The following is a 21,322-nucleotide window of genomic DNA, read 5'->3' as shown; positions in this document are numbered from 1 at the left end:
TTTGTCATGAAGTTAGCCATTGTCACGTCCTGCCCGAACGGCATGGTCACCAGTGTGCTGTGCGCCCGGTTGCTGGATGCCGCGGCCCAGCGTCAGGGCTGGAGCACCAGCGTCGAAGTGGTAGACGCCGCGCACCCGGAACGTGAATTGTCGGCGGCCACCATCGAGGCCGCCGAGTGGGTGTTGCTGGTGGCCACGGGACCGGTGGACATGACCCGGTTCATCGGCAAGAAAGTCTTTCGGATTGCACCGGCGCAAGCCCTGCAGGATGTCGAAGACGTGCTGCGACGTGGCGCAGTCGAGGCCGAGGTTTACGTCGCTGCCGAAACGCCGTCCACAGTTGCCAGCGCACAAGCGCCGCGACTGGTCGCGGTCACCGCGTGCCCGACCGGCGTCGCGCATACCTTCATGGCCGCCGAAGCCTTGCAGCAAGCCGCCAAGCGTCTGGGCTACGACCTGCAAGTCGAAACCCAGGGCTCGGTCGGCGCGCGCAATCCGCTGAGCGCAGCCGCGATTGCCGAGGCTGACGTGGTGCTGCTGGCGGCTGACATTGAAGTCGCCACCGAGCGTTTCGCTGGCAAGAAAATCTACCGCTGCGGCACCGGGATTGCGTTGAAGCAGTCCGAAGCCACGCTGAAAAAAGCCCTGGCCGACGGTGTCGTGGAAAACGCTGCCGGCGATGCAAAAGTCCCGGCCAAGCAAGAGAAAAGCGGCGTCTACAAACACCTGCTGACTGGCGTTTCTTTCATGCTGCCGATGGTGGTGGCGGGCGGTCTGATGATCGCCTTGTCGTTCGTCTTCGGCATCACCGCGTTCAAGGAAGAAGGCACGCTGGCGGCGGCGCTGATGCAGATCGGTGGCGAGACCGCGTTCAAATTGATGGTGCCTTTGCTGGCCGGTTACATCGCCTGGTCGATTGCCGACCGTCCCGGACTCGCGCCGGGCATGATCGGCGGTTTGCTGGCGAGCACTCTGGGCGCCGGCTTCATCGGCGGGATCGTTGCCGGGTTTATCGCAGGCTACGCGGCCAAGGCGATCAGTCGTTATGTGGCGCTGCCGCAAAGCCTGGAAGCGCTGAAACCGATCTTGATCATCCCGTTGTTCGCCAGTCTGTTCACCGGGCTGGTGATGATTTACGTGGTCGGCAAACCGGTGGCCGGGATGCTCGCGGCGCTGACCCATTTCCTCGACAGCATGGGCACCACCAACGCGATCCTGCTTGGTGTGCTGCTGGGCGGCATGATGTGCGTCGACCTCGGCGGGCCGATCAACAAGGCTGCCTATGCGTTCTCGGTGGGGCTGCTCGCCTCGCAGAGTTATGCACCGATGGCCGCGACCATGGCCGCCGGCATGGTGCCGCCGATTGGTCTGGGCATCGCCACGTTCATCGCCCGGCGCAAGTTCGCCCAGACTGAACGCGAGGCGGGTAAAGCGGCGCTGGTGCTGGGACTGTGCTTTATCTCTGAAGGGGCGATTCCGTTTGCGGCGAAAGACCCGTTGCGGGTGATCCCGGCGAGCATTGCCGGCGGTGCGTTGACCGGTGCGTTGTCGATGTACTTCGGCTGCAAGCTGATGGCGCCCCACGGTGGGCTGTTCGTGCTGGCGATTCCGAACGCGATCAACCATGCGCTGTTGTACCTGCTGGCGATTGTCGCGGGCAGCCTGCTGACGGCGGTGGTGTATGCGCTGGTCAAGCGGCCGGAGGCCGTGGAACTGGCGCTGGAGCCCGTGAAGGCGTGAGGTGTCACACCCCTTTCATCTAGCGGTGCTTAAGTTTTCCTTTTTTCAGGGAGAACACCATGAGCGATTTCAATCCCGGTCGCCGGCGCGTGATGCAAGCCGTCGGCGCCGGACTGCTGATGCCGGGGCTGGCGCCGGCCGTGATCGCGTCGGTCAAGGATCGACCGCAACTGACTGACGGCGTGCAATCCGGCGACTTGCAGGGCGACCGGGCGATGATCTGGAGCCGCGCCGACCGCCCGGCGCAGATGGTGGTGGAGTGGGACACCCGCAGTCAGTTCCGCCATCCGCGCCGCGTCATCTCCGCGCTGGCCGATGCCCGCAGCGATTTCACCGCCCGCGTCGAACTCACCGGGCTGCCCGCCGATCAGGCGATTTTCTATCGCGTGTATTTCAAGGACGCCCGCACCGGCGTTGCCAGCGAGCCGTGGCTCGGCCACTTGCGCAGTGCACCGACGGCGCGGCGCAATCTCCGTTTTGTCTGGAGCGGCGATACCGTCGGCCAGGGCTTCGGCATCAACCCCGATATCGGCGGCATGCGCATCTATGAAGCCATGCGCATGCGCCTGCCGGACTTCTTTATCCACAGCGGCGACACCATCTATGCCGACGGCCCGGTGCCGGCGCAACTGAGCACTGAAGGTGGCCGGATCTGGCGCAACCTCACCACCGAAGCCAAGAGCAAAGTCGCCCAGACCCTCGACGATTATCGCGGCAATTACCGCTACAACCTGATGGATGAAAACGTCCGTCGCTTCAATGCCGAAGTGCCACAGATCTGGCAGTGGGACGACCATGAAGTGGTCAACAACTGGTCGCCGGGCAAGCAGCTCGACGAGCGCTATCAGGAAAAAAATATCCACACCCTGGTCGGCCGTGCGCGTCAGGCCTGGCTCGAATATTCGCCGATGCGTTTGCAGGCGGCCGATGGCGGCGGGCGGATCTATCGCAAGCTGAGCTACGGGCCGATGCTCGATGTGTTCGTGCTCGACATGCGCAGTTATCGCGGCGCCAACGACGACAATCTCGGGGCGGAAAAACCGTTCCTCGGGCGTGAGCAATTGAACTGGCTCAAGCGCGGACTGAAGGCGTCGAAAGCCCAGTGGAAAGTCATCGCCGCCGATATGCCGATCGGTCTCGGCGTGCCGGATGGCGAGGTCAGCCCCGGTGTTGCTCGCTGGGAAGCGGTGGCCAACGGCGACCCCGGCCCGGCGCAGGGACGTGAGCTGGAAGTCGCCGAGCTGCTGGGCTTCTTGCGCGCGCAACAGGTGCGCAATTTCGTGTTCCTGACGGCGGACGTGCATTACTGCGCCGCGCATCACTACCACCCGGATCGCGCAGCATTCCAGGATTTCGAACCGTTCTGGGAGTTTGTAGCAGGACCGTTGAACGCCGGCAGTTTCGGACCCAATCCGCTGGACAAGACTTTTGGCCCGCAGGTGGTGTTCCAGAAAGCACCACCGACGCAGAACGCCTCGCCGTTTGCCGGGTTTCAGTTTTTCGGTGAGGTGAACATTGACGGGCAGAGCGGGGAGATGAGTGTGGTGCTGCGGGATCTGGAGGGGGTTGCGGTGTTCGAGCAGAAGCTGCAACCGACTTGAGTTCACCGCAAAAAAACTGTGGGAGCGAGCTTGCTCGCGATAGCGATATAACAGACAACGAATGAGTTGAATGTAAAACCGCTATCGCGAGCAAGCTCGCTCCCACATTTGTCATGTGTGGTCAGTAAACGTCGCGGCGATAGCGACCTTGCTCGATCAGGCGTTCGACTTCGGCTGCGCCCAGCACTTCATTGAGCACCTGATCCACGCCCGACGCCATGCCTTGAAGGCTGCCGCAGATGTAGATCACCGCACCGTCCGCCAGCCATTTCTTCAACTCGGCGGCCGATTCGCGCAGGCGATCCTGCACGTAAATCTTTTCGGCCTGATCCCGCGAGAACGCCAGATCCAGGCGTTCCAGATCGCCGTTGATCAACCACTCTTCCAGCTCCGCGCGACAGAGGAAATCGTGCTCGCGATTGCGTTCGCCGAACAGCAACCAGTGGCGCTGTTGACCATCGGCGATCCGTGCCTTGAGCAAGCTGCGCAGTCCGGCAAGGCCGGTGCCGTTGCCCAGCAGGATCATCGGCACCGGAGCGTTCGGCAGATGGAAACCGCTGTTGCGGCGGACCCGCAGGCTGATGCTGCCGCCGACCGGAGCATGCTCGGTCAGCCAGCCGGAGCCGATGCCGAGGCTGCCGTCGGCATGCTGTTCCTGACGCACGATCAGTTCCAGCACGCCGTCGGCGGCAATCGAGGCGATCGAGTATTCGCGCATGGCCAGCGGCACCATCGCATCGACCAGCGCCTGAGCGTGCAGGCCCACCAGATGGGCGCGGTGCTCGGGCAATTGGCGGCTGGCGAGGGCCACTTCCAGCGGCTCTTGCAGGCCGTTGACCTTGACGCTGGTTTCGCCACGGATGCCGAGGCCGTCGAGGAAATGCTCGATGGCCCACGGGCAGTTGCGCGGCAGCACTTCCACCAGGTCACCGGCCAGCCAGCTGCGAGAAGTCGGCGCGGTCAGGCCGAGCAGGAAAACAGGGGCGCCGCTGCTGTCCGGGTTCATCAGCTCGCGGCGCACCAGTGTCCAGTTCTCGTAGCTCGGCGCCTGCCAGGTGTCGACCGGCGCTTGCCCGGTGATCAGGCCGAGCTGGGTCTGCCAGTGACGCAGGGCGTAAGGATCGCCACTGTCGACTTCGACCGGGGCGAACAGGGTCTTGCCGCCGTGTTCGCCCAGCCATTGATGCAGGCGTCGGGCGAAACCGCAGAAGTGTTGATACTGCCGATCGCCAAGGCCGAGCACCGCGTAGTTGAGGCTGTCGAGGGTCGAGGCGTTGCTCAATACCTTGCGCTCGAAACCGCGAGCGCTGTCCGGTGCTTCGCCGTCGCCGAAGGTACTGACCACGAACAGCGCGTTGTTCGATTCGCGCAGATCCTGCTCGCTGACATTCGCCAGCGGCTGCACCTTCACCGGCAATCCGGCGGCTTGCAATTGACCGGCAGTCTGCCACGCCAGTTGCTCGGCAAAACCGCTCTGGCTGGCGAAACCGATCAGCCACGCCGGCGTATCGCCGGGCGGTTGATCGAGGCCTTTGCGCGCGTTCTTGATCTGCTTTTTCTTGCGCCGGCGATCCAGGTACAGCAGCCAGCCTGTGATGAAGAACAGCGGCATCAAGACGGCCGCGACAGTGACGATGATCCGTCCGACCAGACCGAAATAGCTGCCGACGTGCAGCGCGTAAATGCTGGTCAGCAATTGCGCCTTGAAGCTCTTGTCGGCGTAGCGGTCGACCCGTTTGACGACGCCGGTGGCCGGGTCGAGGGTGATCTGGTTCAGCGCGCGGTCATGGGGCGAGCTGTCGAGCAGGTAGAACACGGTCGCCGGTTGGCCGGCCACTGGCGGCATGCGGATGTTGTAGGCGGCGAGGCCTGGACCTGCGGAACTGTAGATGCTGACCCACATCGCGGCGTAATCGGCAGTCGGCGCCGGGCCTTCAGGGGCAGGGCCGCGTCCGCCGCGCACGCGTTCGTTTTGCGGCGCGTCGGAAAGCAATTTGGTCAGGCCCTTGTTGTACCACTCGTACGACCAGGACAGTCCGGTCAGTGCCAGCAGCAGGTAAACCAGCATGCACCAGGTGCCGAACACCGAGTGCAGATCCCAGTTGAAGCTGCGACCCTTTTTCTTCCAGTCGAGGGTCAACCACACGCGCCAGCTGTTCCACTGGCGCGGCCAGCGCAGGTACAGGCCGGACAGGCAGAAGAACAGCAGCATCAGGGTGCAGGCGCCGGTGATGTTGCGACCGGTATCGCCCATGGCGAGGAACCTGTGCAGTTGCAGCATCAGGCCGAAGAAGTCCTGGCCGGTGGCCTCGCCCTTGAACTCGGCGGTGTAGGGATCGAAGTAGCGCATCTCGCCCCGGCGCTCGCCTTTGGGCGGGGTGAACCAGACGCGTCCGGCGCTGCCGCTTTCGGTCTCGACCGAGAGCATCGAGACTTTCTTGCCCGAGGCTGCTTCGATCTGTGCCACCAGATCGGCGGGCGGCAGGACGCCGGCGACCTGTTTCTCGACCTGCAACACGGAGGGGTTGAGGGCTTTGAGAATTTCGTCCTGAAACGAATAGGCAGCGCCGGTGATGCCCATCAGGGCCAGCACCAGCCCGGCAGTGATGCCAAAAAACCAGTGCAACTGGAACAGGGTTTTCTTCAACACGTTGCTTGCCTTGTCCGTTCGGAGGTTGTGTTCACGGCGTGCATTATGCCGTGGCCTATCGAGAAACGTTCTTTATTACGCACAAAAGCCCCGCTCAAATGAATGAACGGGGCTCGGTACTTCCCTCTTCGATCAGAAGTGGAAGTTGGTGCTCAGCAATGCCGTACGGCCCGCCGCCTGGTTGGCGAAGTGAGTCGAGAAGGCCTTGTCGTAGTAGGTTTCGTTGGTCAGGTTCTGCACGTTCAGTTGCAGGTCGACGTTCTTGCTCAGCTTGTACGCCGCCATCGCGTCGTAGCGAACGTAGGAATCGACCATGGTGGTGTTGGCCACGCTGCCGAACACGTCATCCACGTAGAACGCACCGCCACCGAGGGTCAGCTTCGGCGTGACCTGGTAAGTGGTCCACAGGCTGGCGCTGTTTTTCGGCGTGTTAGGCAGCTCGTTGCCGTTGTTGGCCTTGTTGGCCGGCAGGTCGCCACCGTCAACCTGTTCGCTGTCCATGTAGGCATAACCGGCGAACACTTGCCACTTGTCGGTGATCTTGCCGCTGGCGGACAACTCGATACCTTGTACACGCGTCTTGCCGGCGTTTTCGTACGAGGTGGTATCAACCTGGACACGCGCGTTTTCTTTCTCGGTACGGAAGATGTCGGCGGTCAGCGACAGGCGATCGTTCAGCAGATCCCACTTGGTGCCGATTTCGTAGTTCTTGGTGGTTTCCGGCTCCATGTCGCTCTTGAGCAGGTTGCCATTGCGATCCGGGGTGCCGCCCAGCGGGTTGCCTTCCTGACCTTCACCCAGGGTGTTGCCCGGCGGTGTGGCGGAGGTGGCGTAGGACGCGTAGATGCTGCCGTTCTCTGCCGGCTTGTAGACGATGCCGAACTGACCGGTGACGAACTCGCTGGTGTCAGCACCCTTGGAGGTGGTGCGGCCAGCGTTGTTGTAAGTCTTGTAGCCGGTTTCGAAGTGGTCGTAACGCAGGCCCATGTTCACCAGCCATTGCTCGGACAGCTCCAGGGTGTCGAACACATACAGCGCGTAGGTATCGGACTGGGTGTCGGTGCCGGCGTAGTTGCGCGAGATCGCGCCGTTCCACGGATCGTTCGGGTTCGGGTTCGACAGCGAGGTGCAGTTGTAGCCGCTGGCGGCGCCGATCAGGCCCGGGTTGCAGTTGGTGGTCACGGCCGAGGTGCGCGGCGTGGTGTCGGTGTTGACGTTGTACGAGGATTTGCTGCTTTCCTCACGGGTGTATTCGACACCGGTGGAGAAGCTGTTCTTGAAACCGGCGACGTAGAAGTTGCCGAACAGATCGGTCTGGTTGGTGGTGGTCTCGGTGTTGCTCACGCGAGTGTTCGCACGACGCCAGACGCTGCCGTTGTTGACGTTGCCCTTGCTGTCGTCCGGCTGGGTCAGGATGTAATCCTGCATGCTGGTGCCGTGACGCAGGGTGTTCTTGATCGTCAGCGAGTCGCTCAGGTCATGTTCGATGGCGAAGGTCGCGGTGTCGGTGCGGCCCTTGCGGAAGTCGCGGTCCAGACCGTAGAAATTGCTGTGATCGCCGCCGGCGTACGGCTTGTCCGGGTTGGACTTGGTACGCGCCGCCGAGCCGCCGGCCGGAATGGTGTAAGGGATGCCCGAGTCCGGCGTGTCGTTGCTTTCGAGATGGTAGTAGTCGAGGTTGACGCGGGTGTCGGTGCCCAGGCCGAAGGCCAGGGACGGCGCGATGCCCCAACGGTCGTAGTCGACCTTGTCGCGACCGGCGACGTTGCTCTCGTGGCTCATCAGGTTCAGACGGCCGGCAGCGGTGTCGCTGAACTGGTAGTTGCCATCCATCGTGTAGCGCTGGGTCTGGTCGGAGCCCCAGGTGAAACCACCGTCGAACGAGTTGCCCAGGTGCGCTTTCTTGCTCACCAGGTTGATGCTGCCGCCCGCCGCGCCGCGACCGCCGATGGCGGAGTTCGGGCCCTTGCTGACTTCGATGTTTTCCACGGCGAAGATTTCGCGGCTCTGGGAGCCGGTGTCACGCACGCCGTCGAGGTAAGTGTCGCCCTGGGCGTCGAAACCACGGATGAACGGACGGTCGCCCTGCGGGTTACCGCCTTCACCGGCACCGAAAGTGATGCCCGGTACGGTGCGCAGTGCGTCCTGCATGTTCAGGGCGCCGGTGTCTTTGAGTACCTGTTGCGGAATGACGGTGACCGAGCGCGGCGTGTCGACCAGCGGCGCGGTGTACTTGGGCGAGGAGGCTTTCTCGACCTGGTAGGACGTCGAGTCCTGGGCTTCGCCGGTGATGGCGGTGGCGTCCAGGGCGATGGCATTGCCGGTGGCTTTACTGTCGGTTTTTTCGGCGGCGAACACCATGTGGCCTGCGGAGCCGGCGGTAATTGCCACGCCGATGGCGGAAGCGAGCAGACGCGGTGAACTGACCGGTAATTGTGCGGGTTGACGTGCCATTTTTATTCCCCTCCCCAAGGATTTGAGGCGGCGGAATATAGGGTAAACAGGTATTCGTATCAATTGCGAAACATTACTATTCGCGACAAATTTACATTCTTTACAATTTAACCTTACGGTTTTTGCCAGTTCATTCGTCCAGTGGGTTTTACACAGTCAATAAGAATCAATACCATTGGCATCCTTTTGCCATCTGGTGACATCGCCATGCTCCTGCACATTCCCGCGCTGTTCGAGAAAGACGAAGTGCAGCGCATCCGCGAGGCTCTGGAACAGGCCGACTGGGCCGATGGCAAGATCACCGCCGGCTATCAGTCGGCCAAGGCCAAGCACAATCTGCAACTCCCCGAGGGCCATCCGCTGGCCAAGGAAATCGGCGCGGCGATGCTTGAACGGCTGTGGAAAAATCCGCTGTTCATGTCCGCCGCTTTGCCGCACAAAGTATTTCCGCCGCTACTCAATTGCTACACGGCGGGCGGCAGTTTCGATTTCCACATCGACAACGCAGTGCGTCAGCCCAAGGGCAGCATCGAGCGCGTACGCACCGATCTGTCGGCCACGCTGTTCTTCAGTGAACCCGAGGACTACGACGGCGGCGAACTGGAAATCCAGGACACTTTCGGCACCCAACGGGTGAAACTGCCTGCCGGCGACATGGTGCTGTACCCCGGCACCAGCCTGCACAAGGTCAACGCGGTCACTCGCGGAGCGCGATATGCGTCGTTTTTCTGGACCCAGAGCCTGGTGCGTGAGGACAGCCAGCGGGCCTTGCTGTTCGAGATGGACGGTGCGATCCAGCAGCTCACGCAAGACATGCCCGATCACCCTTCGCTGATCCGCCTCACCGGCACTTACCACAACCTGCTGCGTCGCTGGGTCGAGGTGTAAGTGGCGGACTTTCGGTTACGTCGCGAAGAAGTCCTCGACGGCGCGCAACTGAGCGCCATGCTCGCCGAAAGCCCGGCCCGTGCCGCCCAAGCGATTCTGCTGGCGGCGGGAGATGGAGAGGTTGAGGCGCAGGCATTGCTGGGGCAGATTCTTCTGGACGGTCACGGGATTGCTCAGGATCAGCCGCTGGCCCTGCGCTGGTTTGAAATCGCCGCCGGACAAGGTCATTTAATGGCGCGCAACATGCTTGGGCGCTGCCATGAACAGGGTTGGGGTTGTACGGCAGATGCGACGATTGCCGCGCAGCACTATCGGATTGCGACGGATGCCGGGCTGGACTGGGCGATGTACAACCTCGCCAATCTGATGGCGACCGGGCGCGGGGTGGGTGTGGATCAACCGCAAGCTTTGGCGCTTTATCGTCGGGCCGCCGAGTTGGGACACGCCAAGTCGATGAACCTGCTCGGTCGCTATCTTGAAGAGGGCCGTCATTGTCGCGCGGACCCGGTCGCAGCCTTGGATTGGTATCGCCGCTCGGCGCAGAGCGGCGACTTCCGTGGCCAGTTCAGTTATGCCAGTGTTCTGGCCGAGCGCTCACAGATTAGCGAGGCGTTGAAATGGTACCGCCAGGCAATGAGCGGTGGGCATGCTGTGTTTCTCGATGTGGCTGCCAGGACCTTGGAAAGCGCATCACACCCTGCTATTCAAGCATTGGCTCAAGAGTACAAAGAGCGCGCAGAACGCATGGCGGTCTAGTCAAATAAAAGACTGTTTTAAGTTTTCGGGTTATGTGTCTGTTTGTTGGTATTCTTTATAAATAAATTGAAAGTTTGACGCGCTTCTTTAGGTTTATCTTTTGTGTTTAAGTTTGCTGGAAAGTTAAAAGCTTGCCTGCTTTAACTTTCTTGTTTGTCTAACTTAACTTAAAAAATGATTTAAGGAATGACCATGTCTTCTTACGCTTTATGGGGCGATGCCCTGAATAATGCCTCGCCTGAGCAAGTTCTGAAGATGGCGGCAGAGGCGCCCAAGTTACTCAGCGATCTATCGGTTTCCGCGGGTGACGATGTCGTGCGTGATCGCGGACTTCTGCTCACCAAAAAACAGATCATTGATTTGCGTAAATATGAAGCGGCCGGTCTGGCGCTTCCTCATACCCTCAAGGATGTCCAGGATTATCTGCGTTTCGGCGCGGGGCAGGACGGTGGCCCTGGTTTGAACCCGACTGATTTCCTCTCGACCTTTGTCAACACCCGCAATCATGCAAGACGTTGGTCGCCGTTGCGTGAACGCATCATGATGACCGGGCAAGGGCTGAAGAGTTTTGCCAGCAGCATGCTCAATTATGGCAAGGCGATACAGGAAGTCTTGAATGATGATGATTCAGTCGCCTTCCTCAAGGCAAACAAGATTAAAACACTCGCTCAGCTTAAAGCGCTGGAAATCGAACTGGGTGACAAGTTTCCGGATATTGAAGTTGACCCTGATACGGTCGCGACGTTGGGCTATTACCTGCAACGGATATTCGAGAGGATTAATAAAAACCTGAGCGATGTGCAGGGCATCAAGAATGATCTGGATATGTTTGGTTATGATCTGCGCGAGCATGTACTACCTAACATAAAACTTCGGGTCGGGCTGATTGACAGCAGTACGTTGGCAGCGGATATCAAAGCGTTGAAGAACACTATTGATGAGCGTGCTAAAGAAATTGATATCAAAAACACTGAGTACAAGGCGGCGGTTCAGGAGGCATTGAAGGCGGCATCCGGGATGAACATCGTGGGCCTGGCCATGGCGATCTACATGGGTGTAGGGGCCGAAAATATTCGTGCAGTACGCAACGAGTTGTACGCTGAACAGGAGCGGGATATCCAGATGCTGGCGAGCATGAACCAGACACTCGGTGCCCTGGCCCGCGTCAAGCATGACCTGCAAAGCCTGATGATCGTAGCGATTGATGCTGACATTGCCACGCAGAACCTGATGCATGTCTGGAAAAGCCTCTACCTGCACATCTCCAACTCGGTAGCGGCGATGGATCGAATCAACGACGCCTTGAGCCTGCGGATCTTCGGTACCGAATTCGAAGAAGTCGTGTTGCCATGGAAAGCCATCGAAACCGACTCGGACAAGCTTATCCAGGTCTTCAAAGAGGCCGATGAAGAATACGAGCGCAACTATTCGTTCAGCGCGCGCACCTTGCGTGTGGTCGGGCTCAACACGACAGTGAGCTATCCGCCTGTGGACGTTGCCACCCTGACATCCTCTATTGAACAGGTGCGTGAAGCCCGTACTCAGGCAGAAGTACTGAAAACCCGACTGGGTTATCTGCCGGATCTGTTTGACCGCTTCAAGCGGATCGTGATTGGCATGGGACAATGCCAAAGCCAATTGCAGGATTCGGCACAGTCGAGTCTGAATGATCTGCAAAACAGCCTGCGACGTCTGGCCCGCAACGAGAGGGACCGGTTAAAAGAAACCGATCCTGAGTTCATTGAAGAAATCGATGATGAGCGTAAGGACATTTTGCGTTCGATCTCCTCTGCCATGACCAGGCAGGCATCTTTGGTGGGAAGCGCCTTGCGCAACATTGATGCACGGTTTGATGTTCGCCTGACGCAGGCTTACATCGCTGATTTCCAGCGCGACGCGCTTGTGGCCAATGCTGAAATTGCCCAACTGGAAGGCAAGCTTGTAGCGCTTGCGGCTGAACGCAAGATCATCAATGACGGGGTCACTCTTCTGGAAAAAAGTGGCATCGAGAAACTCGGCAAGGATGTTGAACTGACCATCGCCAAGATTACCGAACTGGGCCTGGCTCCGCCGGAAATCAAATTGGTGATGGCGGCCATCGATCAACTGAAGCGAACCCTCATCGGCATCGGCGAATCTGTGCGCTTTCTGGACATGGTTCGCGAGAGCGACAAGCTGAAGCTGAAAGTCGATGGCGTGCAGGCTGATATCGAACGTGAGCGCTCGGTTATCCGTGATTCGCAAGGCAAGGTCGCATACCTGAAGGCCATTCATGTCATGGAAGACTGCCGCGCCGAATATGCCGCCACCTACCGTCCTGCCGTGATTGCTTTCGAGCAACTGCGCGATGCGATTGATGTCGAGCGGTCGGATGACTTTGATGCACTCAGTAACGCGTTGAAACAATATGCGCCACTGTTTATCGCGTTCGTTGATCCGCTGTCAGTACCGCAGCGCTGATTCTTCCGGCAGGCCGTGCTCTGCGTTTGTGGGTGATAGCAGAGTCCGGCGCAGGGTTGCCGATGGGTACGGTTCCATCGGCAATGTAAGTTCGATCAGACCAAGGAGAGGCTGATGCTTGAATATTTACTGGCAGAAAAAAACTTCGCTGCATTGAAGCAGTATGTGAAGTTTCTGCAGGATCTACCCCCTGCCTTACAGGAAATGACTGAGTTTAGTAAAAGCTTTGAACGACAAGGGCACACCATGCTGTCGCCACCGAATATTCAAAGCCTGAGGCAGGCGGCACAAACCAATGGAGCGTGTTGGCTGGCGATACAGCAAGCAACATCGCTGCTAGGCAGCAATTCCGCGCGGGTGTTACATGAGGTATTCGGTTTTATCGAAGAGTTTCAGGTCATTGTTTCAAATGCCGACAATCGCCGAGAGGCGATTAACACTATCGATCCACGGCAATTTTCATTGGTAAGGTCGCCTGTATGGGGCAATGCACCTGCAGCAAACATCATCGATGTGCTGCGGGAAATGGATCGACGACTGGAGCAATACCGCAGCACGGTGTTGAATTTCAAAAAACAGGTGAGCAGCCTGGCCGAATCGATCCACAGCATCTTCGTGCGTTTTATCGAGTGTCTGACGATGCCGATATGTTCCTGCGATAAACCCGTCGCCAAGATCGAAGTCTATTACGGCCTGGGCAAAATGGGATTACCCGGTACGACTTATGTGCCGGGCCGGGCGTATTCGCAAGAGGAGCGAGTCGCACTGTCCAAAGAGCACGTCGAGTTTCTGTTCAATCTGCGCCGACGCGCTGCCAGTGCGGCGAACAATCTCAGCGATTTCTGCTTTCGTATGACCTGGATGCTGGATGAAGCGCAACAGATGCTTAGAAGTCATTACCCGACGATGACGATGGCGCGGGCGAAATCTACCCTGCCGATGCTCAAGGGGCCGTTGAACGATGTGCAAGGCATGTCGGACCAACTGGTCAAAATGACCCGACTGTAAGGCATAAAAAAGCCCATGACAGGTCATGGGCTTTTCGCGTTACGGGTAATGTTTTTTACACGTAGAACGACTTCAGCGGCGGAAAGCCATTGAATTCTACGGCGCTGTAGCTGGTGGTGTACGCACCGGTCGACAGCCAGTACAGGCGATCACCGATCGCCAGGTTCAGCGGCAGGCCGTACTTGTAGTTTTCGTACATGATGTCGGCGCTGTCGCAGGTCGGGCCGGCGATCACGACTTCTTCCATCTCGCCTTTCTTCTCGGTCCAGATCGGGAACTTGATCGCTTCGTCCATGGTTTCGATCAGGCCGGAGAACTTGCCCACATCGGTATAAACCCAACGCTCGACGGCGGTGCGGGACTTGCGCGCGACCAGCACCACTTCACTGACCAGGATACCGGCGTTGGCGATCAGCGAACGGCCCGGCTCCAGAATGATTTCCGGCAGGTCATCACCGAAGTCTTCTTTCAGGAAGCGGATGATTTCTTCGGCGTAGGTTTCCAGGCTGTTGGTGCGGGTGATGTAGTTGGCCGGGAAGCCACCGCCCATGTTGATCAGCTTGAGGTGGATGCCGTCTTCTTCTTTCAGGCGTTCGAAGATCACTTTGACCTTGGCGATCGCGGCGTCCCAGACGCTGATGTCGCGCTGTTGCGAACCGACGTGGAACGAGATGCCGTACGGCACCAGGCCCAGGTCGCGGGCGAGGATCAGCAGATCCATGGCCATGTCGGTCTGGCAGCCGAATTTGCGCGACAGTGGCCAGTCGGCGGTGGTCGAGCCTTCAGTCAGGATGCGCACATAGACTTTGGCGCCCGGTGCAGCCTTGGCGATGTTGCGCAGGTCGGCTTCCGAGTCGGTGGCGAACAGACGCACGCCCTTCTCATAGAAGTAGCGAATGTCCTTGGACTTCTTGATGGTGTTGCCGTAGCTGATCTGGTCCGGGCTGACGCCACGGCTCAGCACTTTGTCCAGCTCATAGATCGAGGCGATGTCGAAGCTCGAGCCTTTCTCCTTGAGCAGGTCGATGATCTCGACGGCCGGGTTGGCCTTGACTGCGTAGTAGACCTTGGCGAATTCGAAACCGGCGCGCAGGTCATCGTAGGCCTGGGCGATCATCGCGGTGTCGATCACCACGAAAGGGGTTTCCTGTTTGTCGGCGAACGCCTTCATTTTCTGAAAGGTTTCGCGCGCGAAATAGTCTTCGACCTGGATCGACATACTTGGGAGCTCCTATGGGCAAACTCGTAAAAACAATGGGTGCAAATGAACGCCCTCCGTATCCCCACTTTGGTTCGCCTACTTCCCAAGGCATGTCGCCGAAAGCAAAAAGGCCATGGGTCGCTGCCCTTGGCCTTGCTGTCTCGTCGTCAGTACTTGAGCCGGATGGATCGTTTCCAGCATGGACGTTCGGCGCGAACTTTAGGGCGTGAGGGGCCTGAGATCAACTAAAAATGTCGCGTTTTTGCACGCTTCTGACGTACGTCGCGGATATCACTCTTTGTAGCCGACCGAGATGACGGTCAGATGTTCCGCAATAATTTTCAGGTGTTAAAAATACCTGCACGTTCGACGCTGATGCGAGCCAAGTCTCAGATAAGTGCGTTCACTTCAACATCGACGACGTTGGCGGCGAGAAGGGGATATGAGGGGGAATTTGCTGGTTAAGGCTGACATTCGCGGACGGGGTCAGCCTTCTCATGTGTTGATATTTCTTGCCGGCTCTTCGTTGGCAAAAACATCACGGCTTTCAGGTTCCGGTAGTCGAAAAAAAAGGGCTGTCGAACAGCCCTTTTGCTTTTGATCAGGCCACCGCTTCGGCTGGCGACACGATATTGGTCTTCATGCCGCGTGATCGACCCGAACTCAGGTACGCCGCAATCGACTCCTGGGTGACTTCGCCAAGGAATACCCGCTCGGCATCCATCACCGGCAGCCATGAGCGATTGAACTCGTACATGCGCGACAGCAGGATGCGCAAATGCTCGTCGTATGCCGCCGTGGCGTTGAATTCGCGCAGGAACTGCGCACAGGTGCCGGTCTGACGATGCAGATCTCGACGGCGCACATAACCCAGTGCCTTGTTCTCAGCGTCAGTGACGACGACATAGCGACGGTCATGTTCGTCCATCAACTCCAGCGCATCGGCCACCGGGGTTTCCGGGCTGACTGACGGCGCGTTGTCTGCTGCGTCTTCGGCTTTCACCAGCAGCAGGCGTTTGAGGGTGCTGTCCTGGCCAACGAAGTTGCTGACAAAGTCATCCGCCGGATGGGCGAGCAAGGTGTCCGGGTGGTCGATCTGCAACAGTTTGCCGGCGCGGAAGATCGCGATCTTGTCGCCGAGCTTGATCGCTTCGTCGATGTCGTGGCTGACCATGATCACGGTCTTGTTCAGCGCGCGCTGCATCTCGAAGAATTCGTTCTGGATCATCTCGCGGTTGATCGGGTCGACTGCGCCGAACGGTTCGTCCATCAGCAACAGCGGCGCATCCGCCGCCAGCGCACGGATCACGCCGATCCGTTGCTGCTGACCGCCGGACAGTTCACGCGGGTAACGATGCAGATATTGCTTGGGCTCAAGCTTGATCATGCTCATCAGTTCGCGGGCGCGGTCGTGGCATTTCTGTTTGTCCCAGCCGAGCAGTTTCGGCACCACCACGATGTTCTCCTCGATGGTCATGTTCGGGAACAGACCGATCTGCTGGATCACGTAGCCGATGTTGCGGCGCAGGGTCACTTCGTCGAGGTCGGTGGTGTCTTCGCCGTTGATCAGGATCTTGCCCGAGGTCGGCTTGATCAGGCGGTTGATCATTTTCAGCGTGGTGCTTTTGCCGCAGCCCGATGGCCCGAGGAACACACAGATTTCGCCTTCATTGACGGTCAGGCTTACCGAATCCACGGCTTTCACATCTTTGCCGTTGCTTTGGAAGGTCTTGCTGAGGTTTTGAAGTTCGATCATTTGAGGAGTCCTTTTGGAGTCAGCGAACGTTGCAGCCACTGCAAAATGAGGTCGGCGAAGATCGCCAGAAGACTGACCAGCAGCGCGCCGACGATGAGCATCGACATGTCACTGCGGCTGATGGAGGCGAGGATCAGCACGCCGAGACCGCCGGCGCCGATGGTCGCGGCGATGGTCATCACGCCGATGTTCATCACCACGGCGGTGCGCACGCCGGCGAGGATCACCGGCACGGCGATCGGCAACTCGACCATGCGCAGACGCTGGCCGAAGGTCATGCCGATGCCGCGTGCGGCTTCGCGGATGCCCGGTTCGACGCCGGTCAGGGCGAGGTAGGTGTTGCGCATGATCGGCAGCAGTGAATAAAGGAACACGGCGGTGATCGCCGGCATCGGGCCGAGGCCCTGGCCGAATTTCGAGTAGAACGGCAGCAACAGGCCGAACAGCGCAATCGACGGCACGGTCAGCAGCACTGTGGCGCTGGCCTGCAAGGGGCCGGCGAGGCTCGGGAAGCGCGTCATCAAAATGCCCAGTGGCACGCCGATGAAAATCGCCAGGCTGACGGCGATGCCGACCAGCGTGATGTGCTGCCAGGTCAGGTGCATCACCTGCTGCCAGTCGAGGTGGGAAAAGGCGTTCAAAAATTCCATGACTTTTCCTCCTTTAGTTCAGTGGATGCTGGCGCAGGAAATCGGCAGCGACTTTCGACGGGCTCTCGTGATCGACGTCGACCCGCGCGTTGAGCTGGCGCATGGTTTCGTCGTCGAACAGCTCGGCCAGCGGCTTGAGTTGCTCGGCGAGTTTCGGGTGCGCGTCGAGGTAGGCCTGACGCACCACGGGCGCTGCGGTGTAATCCGGGAAGTAATGCTTGTCGTCTTCCAAAAGCTTCAGGCCGAAAGCATTGAGGCGGCCGTCGGTGGTGTAGACCAGACCGGCGAACACCTGGCCGTTACGCAGCGCGGTGTAGACCAGGCCCGCGTCCATCTGCCGGATGTTCTTGCGGGTCAGGTTCATGTCGTAGAGCTTGACCATGCCGTCCAGACCGTCCGAACGGTTGGCGAACTCGGTGTCCAGCGCCACCAGATGATTGGTTTTGGCTTCAGCCTTCAACACGTCGTTCAACTGGCTGATGGTGTGGATCTGCGGATATTCCTCAGCCACTTTTTTCGGCAGGGCCAGGGCGTAGGTGTTGCTGAATTTCGACGGTGTCAGCCAGACCAGGCCTTTTTTCGCGTCGAGTTCTTTCACCCGGGCGTAGGACTGTGCGCTGTCGAGTTTTTCGGTGACATGGTTGTAGGCCACCAGCGACACGCCGGTGTATTCCCAGAGCATGTCCAGTTGTCCGGTTTCGTGGGCGCTGCGGGCCAGGTTGCTGCCCAGACCGCCGGTGATCTGCGCGTCGTAGCCTTTGCTGCGCAGGTATTGCGCGGTGATTTCCGCGAGCAGGGTCTGCTCGGTGAATACCCGGGCGCCGAGGCGAATCACCGGTTTGTCGGCGGCTTGGGCGATACCTGCGAAGAGCAGCACGCAGCCCAGAATCAAACTAAGTCTTTTCATAAATATTCCTTCGCAAAGCCTCAAGACGGGCGCAAACCGCGTTCCAGCCAGAGACGGCTGGCGAGGGTCACCACACCATCGAGCAGCAGGGCCAGCAGTGCGGTGCACGCGGCGCCGAGCAGCAGTTGCGGCTGATTGTTCAGGGCGATGCCGGGAAAGATCAGGCTGCCGAGGCTGTTGGCGCCGATCAGGAAGGCCAGCGGCGCCGTACCGACGTTGATCGCCAGCGCCACCCGCACACCGCCGACGATGATCGGCACGGCGTTGGGCAGCTCGACTTTCCACAGCACTTGACGCGGGGTCATGCCGATGCCGACGGCGGCTTCTTTCAGTGAGCCCTGGACGTTTTTCAGGCCTTCATAGGTGTTGCGCACAATCGGCAACAGCGAGGCGAGGAACAGAGCGAAGATCGCCGGACCGCTGCCGATGCCGAGAATCCCCAGGGCAATCGCGAGCACGGCCAGCGGCGGTACGGTGTTGCCGATGTTGAAGATCTGCATGAAGCGTTCGGCGCGGCCGACCATGTGCGGGCGGCTCAGGAAGATGCCGGCGGGAATGCCCACGACCAGGGCGGCCAGCATTGAAGCGAGGACGAGAATCAGATGAGCTTGCAGGTAAAACAACAAATCGTCGCGGTAGTGTTCGATCGTGTTGATGCCGATCCAGTGGACCAGCAGGGCCAGGAGCGCGATCACCACCGCACCTCCCATCAGCCCTTTGCCATAGCGGATAGCCACAGGCGGACTCCTTTTTTTAGTCGGCGAACGCAGTCCCGTGTGGCATGCCAAGCCTTGGCTGCCGGGAGAGTCGTTCGCGAGAAGCAGCTTTTTTTCAGCCCGGCAAAAGCGGTCTGAAAGCCAGCCATGAGCGCAGCCTCGTCAGGCTAACTTGCTGATTTTTCAGCCCCTGACGAAATGTCGTTACAGGGGATGGACGTCTCCGTGCTTTAAAAGGTTCCCATCCGAGGCAGCATTTGGCCACCCTTAATGTGCTCAACGGTTCGGTTATTGAATCGAGTTGGGCTATAATCGCCGCCCTTTTTTGAATCACCGCCAGGCGATTTCCCATGACCAGACAGGCCGCCGAAGTCGCGAAACGCCGCACTTTCGCCATTATTTCCCACCCCGATGCCGGTAAAACCACCATCACCGAAAAGCTCTTGCTGATGGGCAAGGCGATTGCCGTGGCCGGTACGGTGAAATCCCGTAAATCCGACCGCCACGCGACATCCGACTGGATGGAGATGGAAAAGCAGCGGGGCATCTCGATCACCACGTCGGTCATGCAGTTCCCGTATCGCGAACACATGATCAACCTGCTCGACACCCCGGGCCACGAAGACTTCTCCGAAGACACCTACCGCACCCTGACCGCGGTGGACTCGGCCCTGATGGTTCTCGACGGCGGTAAAGGTGTAGAGCCACGTACGATTGCCCTGATGGACGTCTGCCGTCTGCGTGACACGCCGATCGTCAGCTTCATCAACAAACTCGACCGCGACATCCGCGACCCGATCGAACTGCTCGACGAGATCGAAGCCGTCCTGAAGATCAAGGCTGCGCCGATCACCTGGCCGATCGGTTGCTACCGCGACTTCAAGGGCGTTTACCACCTGGCCGACGACTACATCATTGTCTACACCGCCGGTCACGGTCATGAACGCACCGAAACCAAGATCATCGAGAAGCTCGATTCCGACGAAGCCCGCGCACACCTGGGCGACGAGTACGAGCGTTTCCTCGAACAGCTGGAACTGGTGCAGGGCGCCTGCCACGAGTTCAATCAGCAGGAATTCCTCGACGGCCAACTGACCCCGGTGTTCTTCGGTACCGCACTGGGTAACTTCGGGGTCGATCACGTGCTCGACGCCGTGGTCGACTGGGCCCCGCGTCCACTGCCACGCGTGGCCAACGAGCGCACCGTGGAGCCGGTGGAAGAGAAGTTCTCGGGCTTCATCTTCAAGATCCAGGCGAACATGGACCCGAAACACCGCGACCGCATCGCCTTCATGCGTATCTGCTCCGGCAAGTACGAGAAAGGCATGAAGATGCGCCACGTGCGTACCGGCAAGGACGTGCGCATCGGCGACGCCCTGACGTTTTTCTCCTCCGAGCGTGAACAGCTGGAAGAAGCGTACGCCGGCGACATCATCGGTCTGCACAACCACGGCACGATCCAGATCGGCGACACCTTCAGCGAAGGCGAAACCCTGGGCTTCACCGGTATTCCGCACTTCGCCCCGGAACTGTTCCGCCGCGTACGCCTGCGCGACCCGCTGAAATCCAAGCAACTGCGCCAGGGCCTGCAACAGCTCGCCGAAGAAGGCGCGACCCAGGTGTTCTTCCCGGAGCGCAGCAACGACATCATCCTCGGCGCCGTCGGTGTGCTGCAGTTCGATGTGGTCGCCAGCCGCCTGAAAGAGGAATACAAGGTCGAGTGCTCCTACGAGCCTATCACCGTGTACTCCGCGCGCTGGATCGAATGCAGCGACAAGAAGAAGCTCGAGGAATTCTCCAACAAGGCCGTGGAAAACCTGGCACTGGACGGCGGCGGTCACCTGACCTACCTCGCGCCGACCCGGGTCAACCTGGCCCTGATGGAAGAACGCTGGCCGGACGTGAAATTCCGTGCGACGCGCGAGCATCACTAAGCGCTGAGTTACTCCATCCAAAGCCCCCGATGCGCAAGCCTCGGGGGCTTTTTGTTGGCTGCAGAATCATTTGCTCATCAAGTATTGGAGAGAATCGACCTCGCTTAGCCGATCCGGTTATGAACGTTATTCGAAAGTGGTCTGTCCAGGCACGGCATTTCCGGGCATGGGTTAGCGTCCTATCTGGTGAACCCGGCGGATCGGAACTAGATTTCAATCAGCGTCAGGTCAGCATGAATTTCTCACCTGGAACAGGATGGACTCGACCATGAAAAACAGGTTGCTACGGGTTTTGCTGCTGTTGAAAGTGATGGTGATGCTGTCCCTCGGCACCGCGACGGCCTGGGCCGAGTGCGAGGATCACGATACCCAGGCATCAAGCGGGCAGGTGGGGCACAGCGCTTTGATGCTGGCCAAGTCCGAGTCCGAGCCCGGCGATCAGGGCCAGGGCGGCAGCGCCGACGATGACGATCCGACCACCGATGAACCGGACAGTGATGATCCGGATGAAGGTGACAGCCAGACGTAGTGTGCAGGTAGTGCACATCTTTTGCTGAACCGGACTTCACGGCGGGTTGAGAAAAGGCGAAGCGTGGAGCTT

15 protein-coding genes are annotated in these 21,322 nt (G+C 59.4%); 8 read left to right on the top strand and 7 right to left on the bottom strand.

Translation table 11 applies throughout. The features are described from left to right. Positions 1–6: 6 nt before the first annotated feature. Both QLG12_RS20670 and QLG12_RS20665 read left to right on the top strand, forming a co-directional pair. Positions 7–1,740: a PTS fructose-like transporter subunit IIB gene (locus tag QLG12_RS20670; RefSeq protein WP_282475143.1), complete on the top strand. Its 1,734-nt coding sequence runs from the start codon at positions 7–9 to the stop codon at positions 1,738–1,740. Positions 1,741–1,799: 59 nt separating this feature from the next. Then, on the top strand, positions 1,800–3,341 hold the full coding sequence (locus QLG12_RS20665) for an alkaline phosphatase D family protein (RefSeq protein WP_197871375.1): 1,542 nt from the start codon (positions 1,800–1,802) through the stop codon (positions 3,339–3,341). A 121-nt stretch (positions 3,342–3,462) separates the two neighbouring features. Here the strand turns inward: QLG12_RS20665 and QLG12_RS20660 are convergent, their stop codons facing one another. After that, positions 3,463–5,991, bottom strand: coding sequence for a sulfite reductase flavoprotein subunit alpha (locus QLG12_RS20660; RefSeq protein WP_282475142.1), 2,529 nt, complete (start codon positions 5,989–5,991; stop codon positions 3,463–3,465). Positions 5,992–6,123: 132 nt separating this feature from the next. Then, positions 6,124–8,445, bottom strand: coding sequence for a TonB-dependent siderophore receptor (locus QLG12_RS20655; protein WP_236193254.1), 2,322 nt, complete (start codon positions 8,443–8,445; stop codon positions 6,124–6,126). 207 nt (positions 8,446–8,652) lie between these two features. On the opposite strand from QLG12_RS20655, the gene QLG12_RS20650 reads away from it, so the two are divergent. From QLG12_RS20650 to QLG12_RS20635, 4 genes are all read left to right on the top strand, one after another. After that, positions 8,653–9,333: a Fe2+-dependent dioxygenase gene (locus tag QLG12_RS20650; protein ID WP_039769208.1), complete on the top strand. Its 681-nt coding sequence runs from the start codon at positions 8,653–8,655 to the stop codon at positions 9,331–9,333. 57 nt (positions 9,334–9,390) lie between these two features. Then, positions 9,391–10,089 (top strand): tetratricopeptide repeat protein, encoded by a 699-nt coding sequence (locus QLG12_RS20645; protein ID WP_282475141.1) that lies wholly within the window; start codon positions 9,391–9,393, stop codon positions 10,087–10,089. Positions 10,090–10,281: 192 nt separating this feature from the next. Then, positions 10,282–12,549 carry an alpha-xenorhabdolysin family binary toxin subunit A gene (locus QLG12_RS20640; protein ID WP_282475140.1) on the top strand — a complete coding sequence of 756 codons (2,268 nt, stop codon included), beginning with the start codon at positions 10,282–10,284 and terminating at the stop codon, positions 12,547–12,549. Between the two features lie 114 nt (positions 12,550–12,663). Then, positions 12,664–13,557, top strand: coding sequence for a hypothetical protein (locus QLG12_RS20635; RefSeq protein WP_197871385.1), 894 nt, complete (start codon positions 12,664–12,666; stop codon positions 13,555–13,557). Positions 13,558–13,612: 55 nt separating this feature from the next. Here the strand turns inward: QLG12_RS20635 and QLG12_RS20630 are convergent, their stop codons facing one another. The 5 genes from QLG12_RS20630 to QLG12_RS20610 all read right to left on the bottom strand — a co-directional run bounded on the left by QLG12_RS20630 (position 13,613) and on the right by QLG12_RS20610 (position 18,781). Continuing rightward, a complete protein-coding gene (locus tag QLG12_RS20630) occupies positions 13,613–14,776 on the bottom strand; it encodes a type III PLP-dependent enzyme (RefSeq protein ID WP_039769212.1) in 1,164 nt (387 codons plus the stop codon). Positions 14,777–15,359: 583 nt separating this feature from the next. Continuing rightward, complete coding sequence (locus QLG12_RS20625; RefSeq protein WP_039769215.1) at positions 15,360–16,514, bottom strand: ABC transporter ATP-binding protein; 1,155 nt, start codon at positions 16,512–16,514, stop codon at positions 15,360–15,362. After that, a complete protein-coding gene (locus QLG12_RS20620; protein ID WP_064382567.1) occupies positions 16,511–17,164 on the bottom strand; it encodes an ABC transporter permease in 654 nt (217 codons plus the stop codon). The genes QLG12_RS20625 and QLG12_RS20620 overlap by 4 nt, the downstream gene beginning before the upstream one ends. A gap of 13 nt (positions 17,165–17,177) precedes the next feature. After that, the gene (locus tag QLG12_RS20615) at positions 17,178–18,071 is read right to left on the bottom strand and encodes a glycine betaine ABC transporter substrate-binding protein (protein ID WP_197871807.1); all 894 of its coding nucleotides are present in this window, start codon (positions 18,069–18,071) and stop codon (positions 17,178–17,180) included. A gap of 20 nt (positions 18,072–18,091) precedes the next feature. Further along, a complete protein-coding gene (locus tag QLG12_RS20610) occupies positions 18,092–18,781 on the bottom strand; it encodes an ABC transporter permease (RefSeq protein WP_197871818.1) in 690 nt (229 codons plus the stop codon). Positions 18,782–19,137: 356 nt separating this feature from the next. Here QLG12_RS20610 and QLG12_RS20605 point away from each other — a divergent pair, with 356 nt between their 5' ends. Both QLG12_RS20605 and QLG12_RS20600 read left to right on the top strand, forming a co-directional pair. Then, positions 19,138–20,721: a peptide chain release factor 3 gene (locus QLG12_RS20605; protein ID WP_011332431.1), complete on the top strand. Its 1,584-nt coding sequence runs from the start codon at positions 19,138–19,140 to the stop codon at positions 20,719–20,721. Between the two features lie 268 nt (positions 20,722–20,989). Beyond that, entirely contained in the window at positions 20,990–21,250 is a 261-nt protein-coding gene (locus QLG12_RS20600) for a hypothetical protein (protein ID WP_197871808.1), read from the top strand. Positions 21,251–21,322: the final 72 nt, after the last annotated feature.

It is taken from the genome of Pseudomonas sp. V88_4 (assembly GCF_029967985.1).
Lineage (GTDB): Bacteria > Pseudomonadota > Gammaproteobacteria > Pseudomonadales > Pseudomonadaceae > Aquipseudomonas > Aquipseudomonas glycinae.
This window is presented reverse-complemented; position numbering and strand designations above follow the sequence as displayed.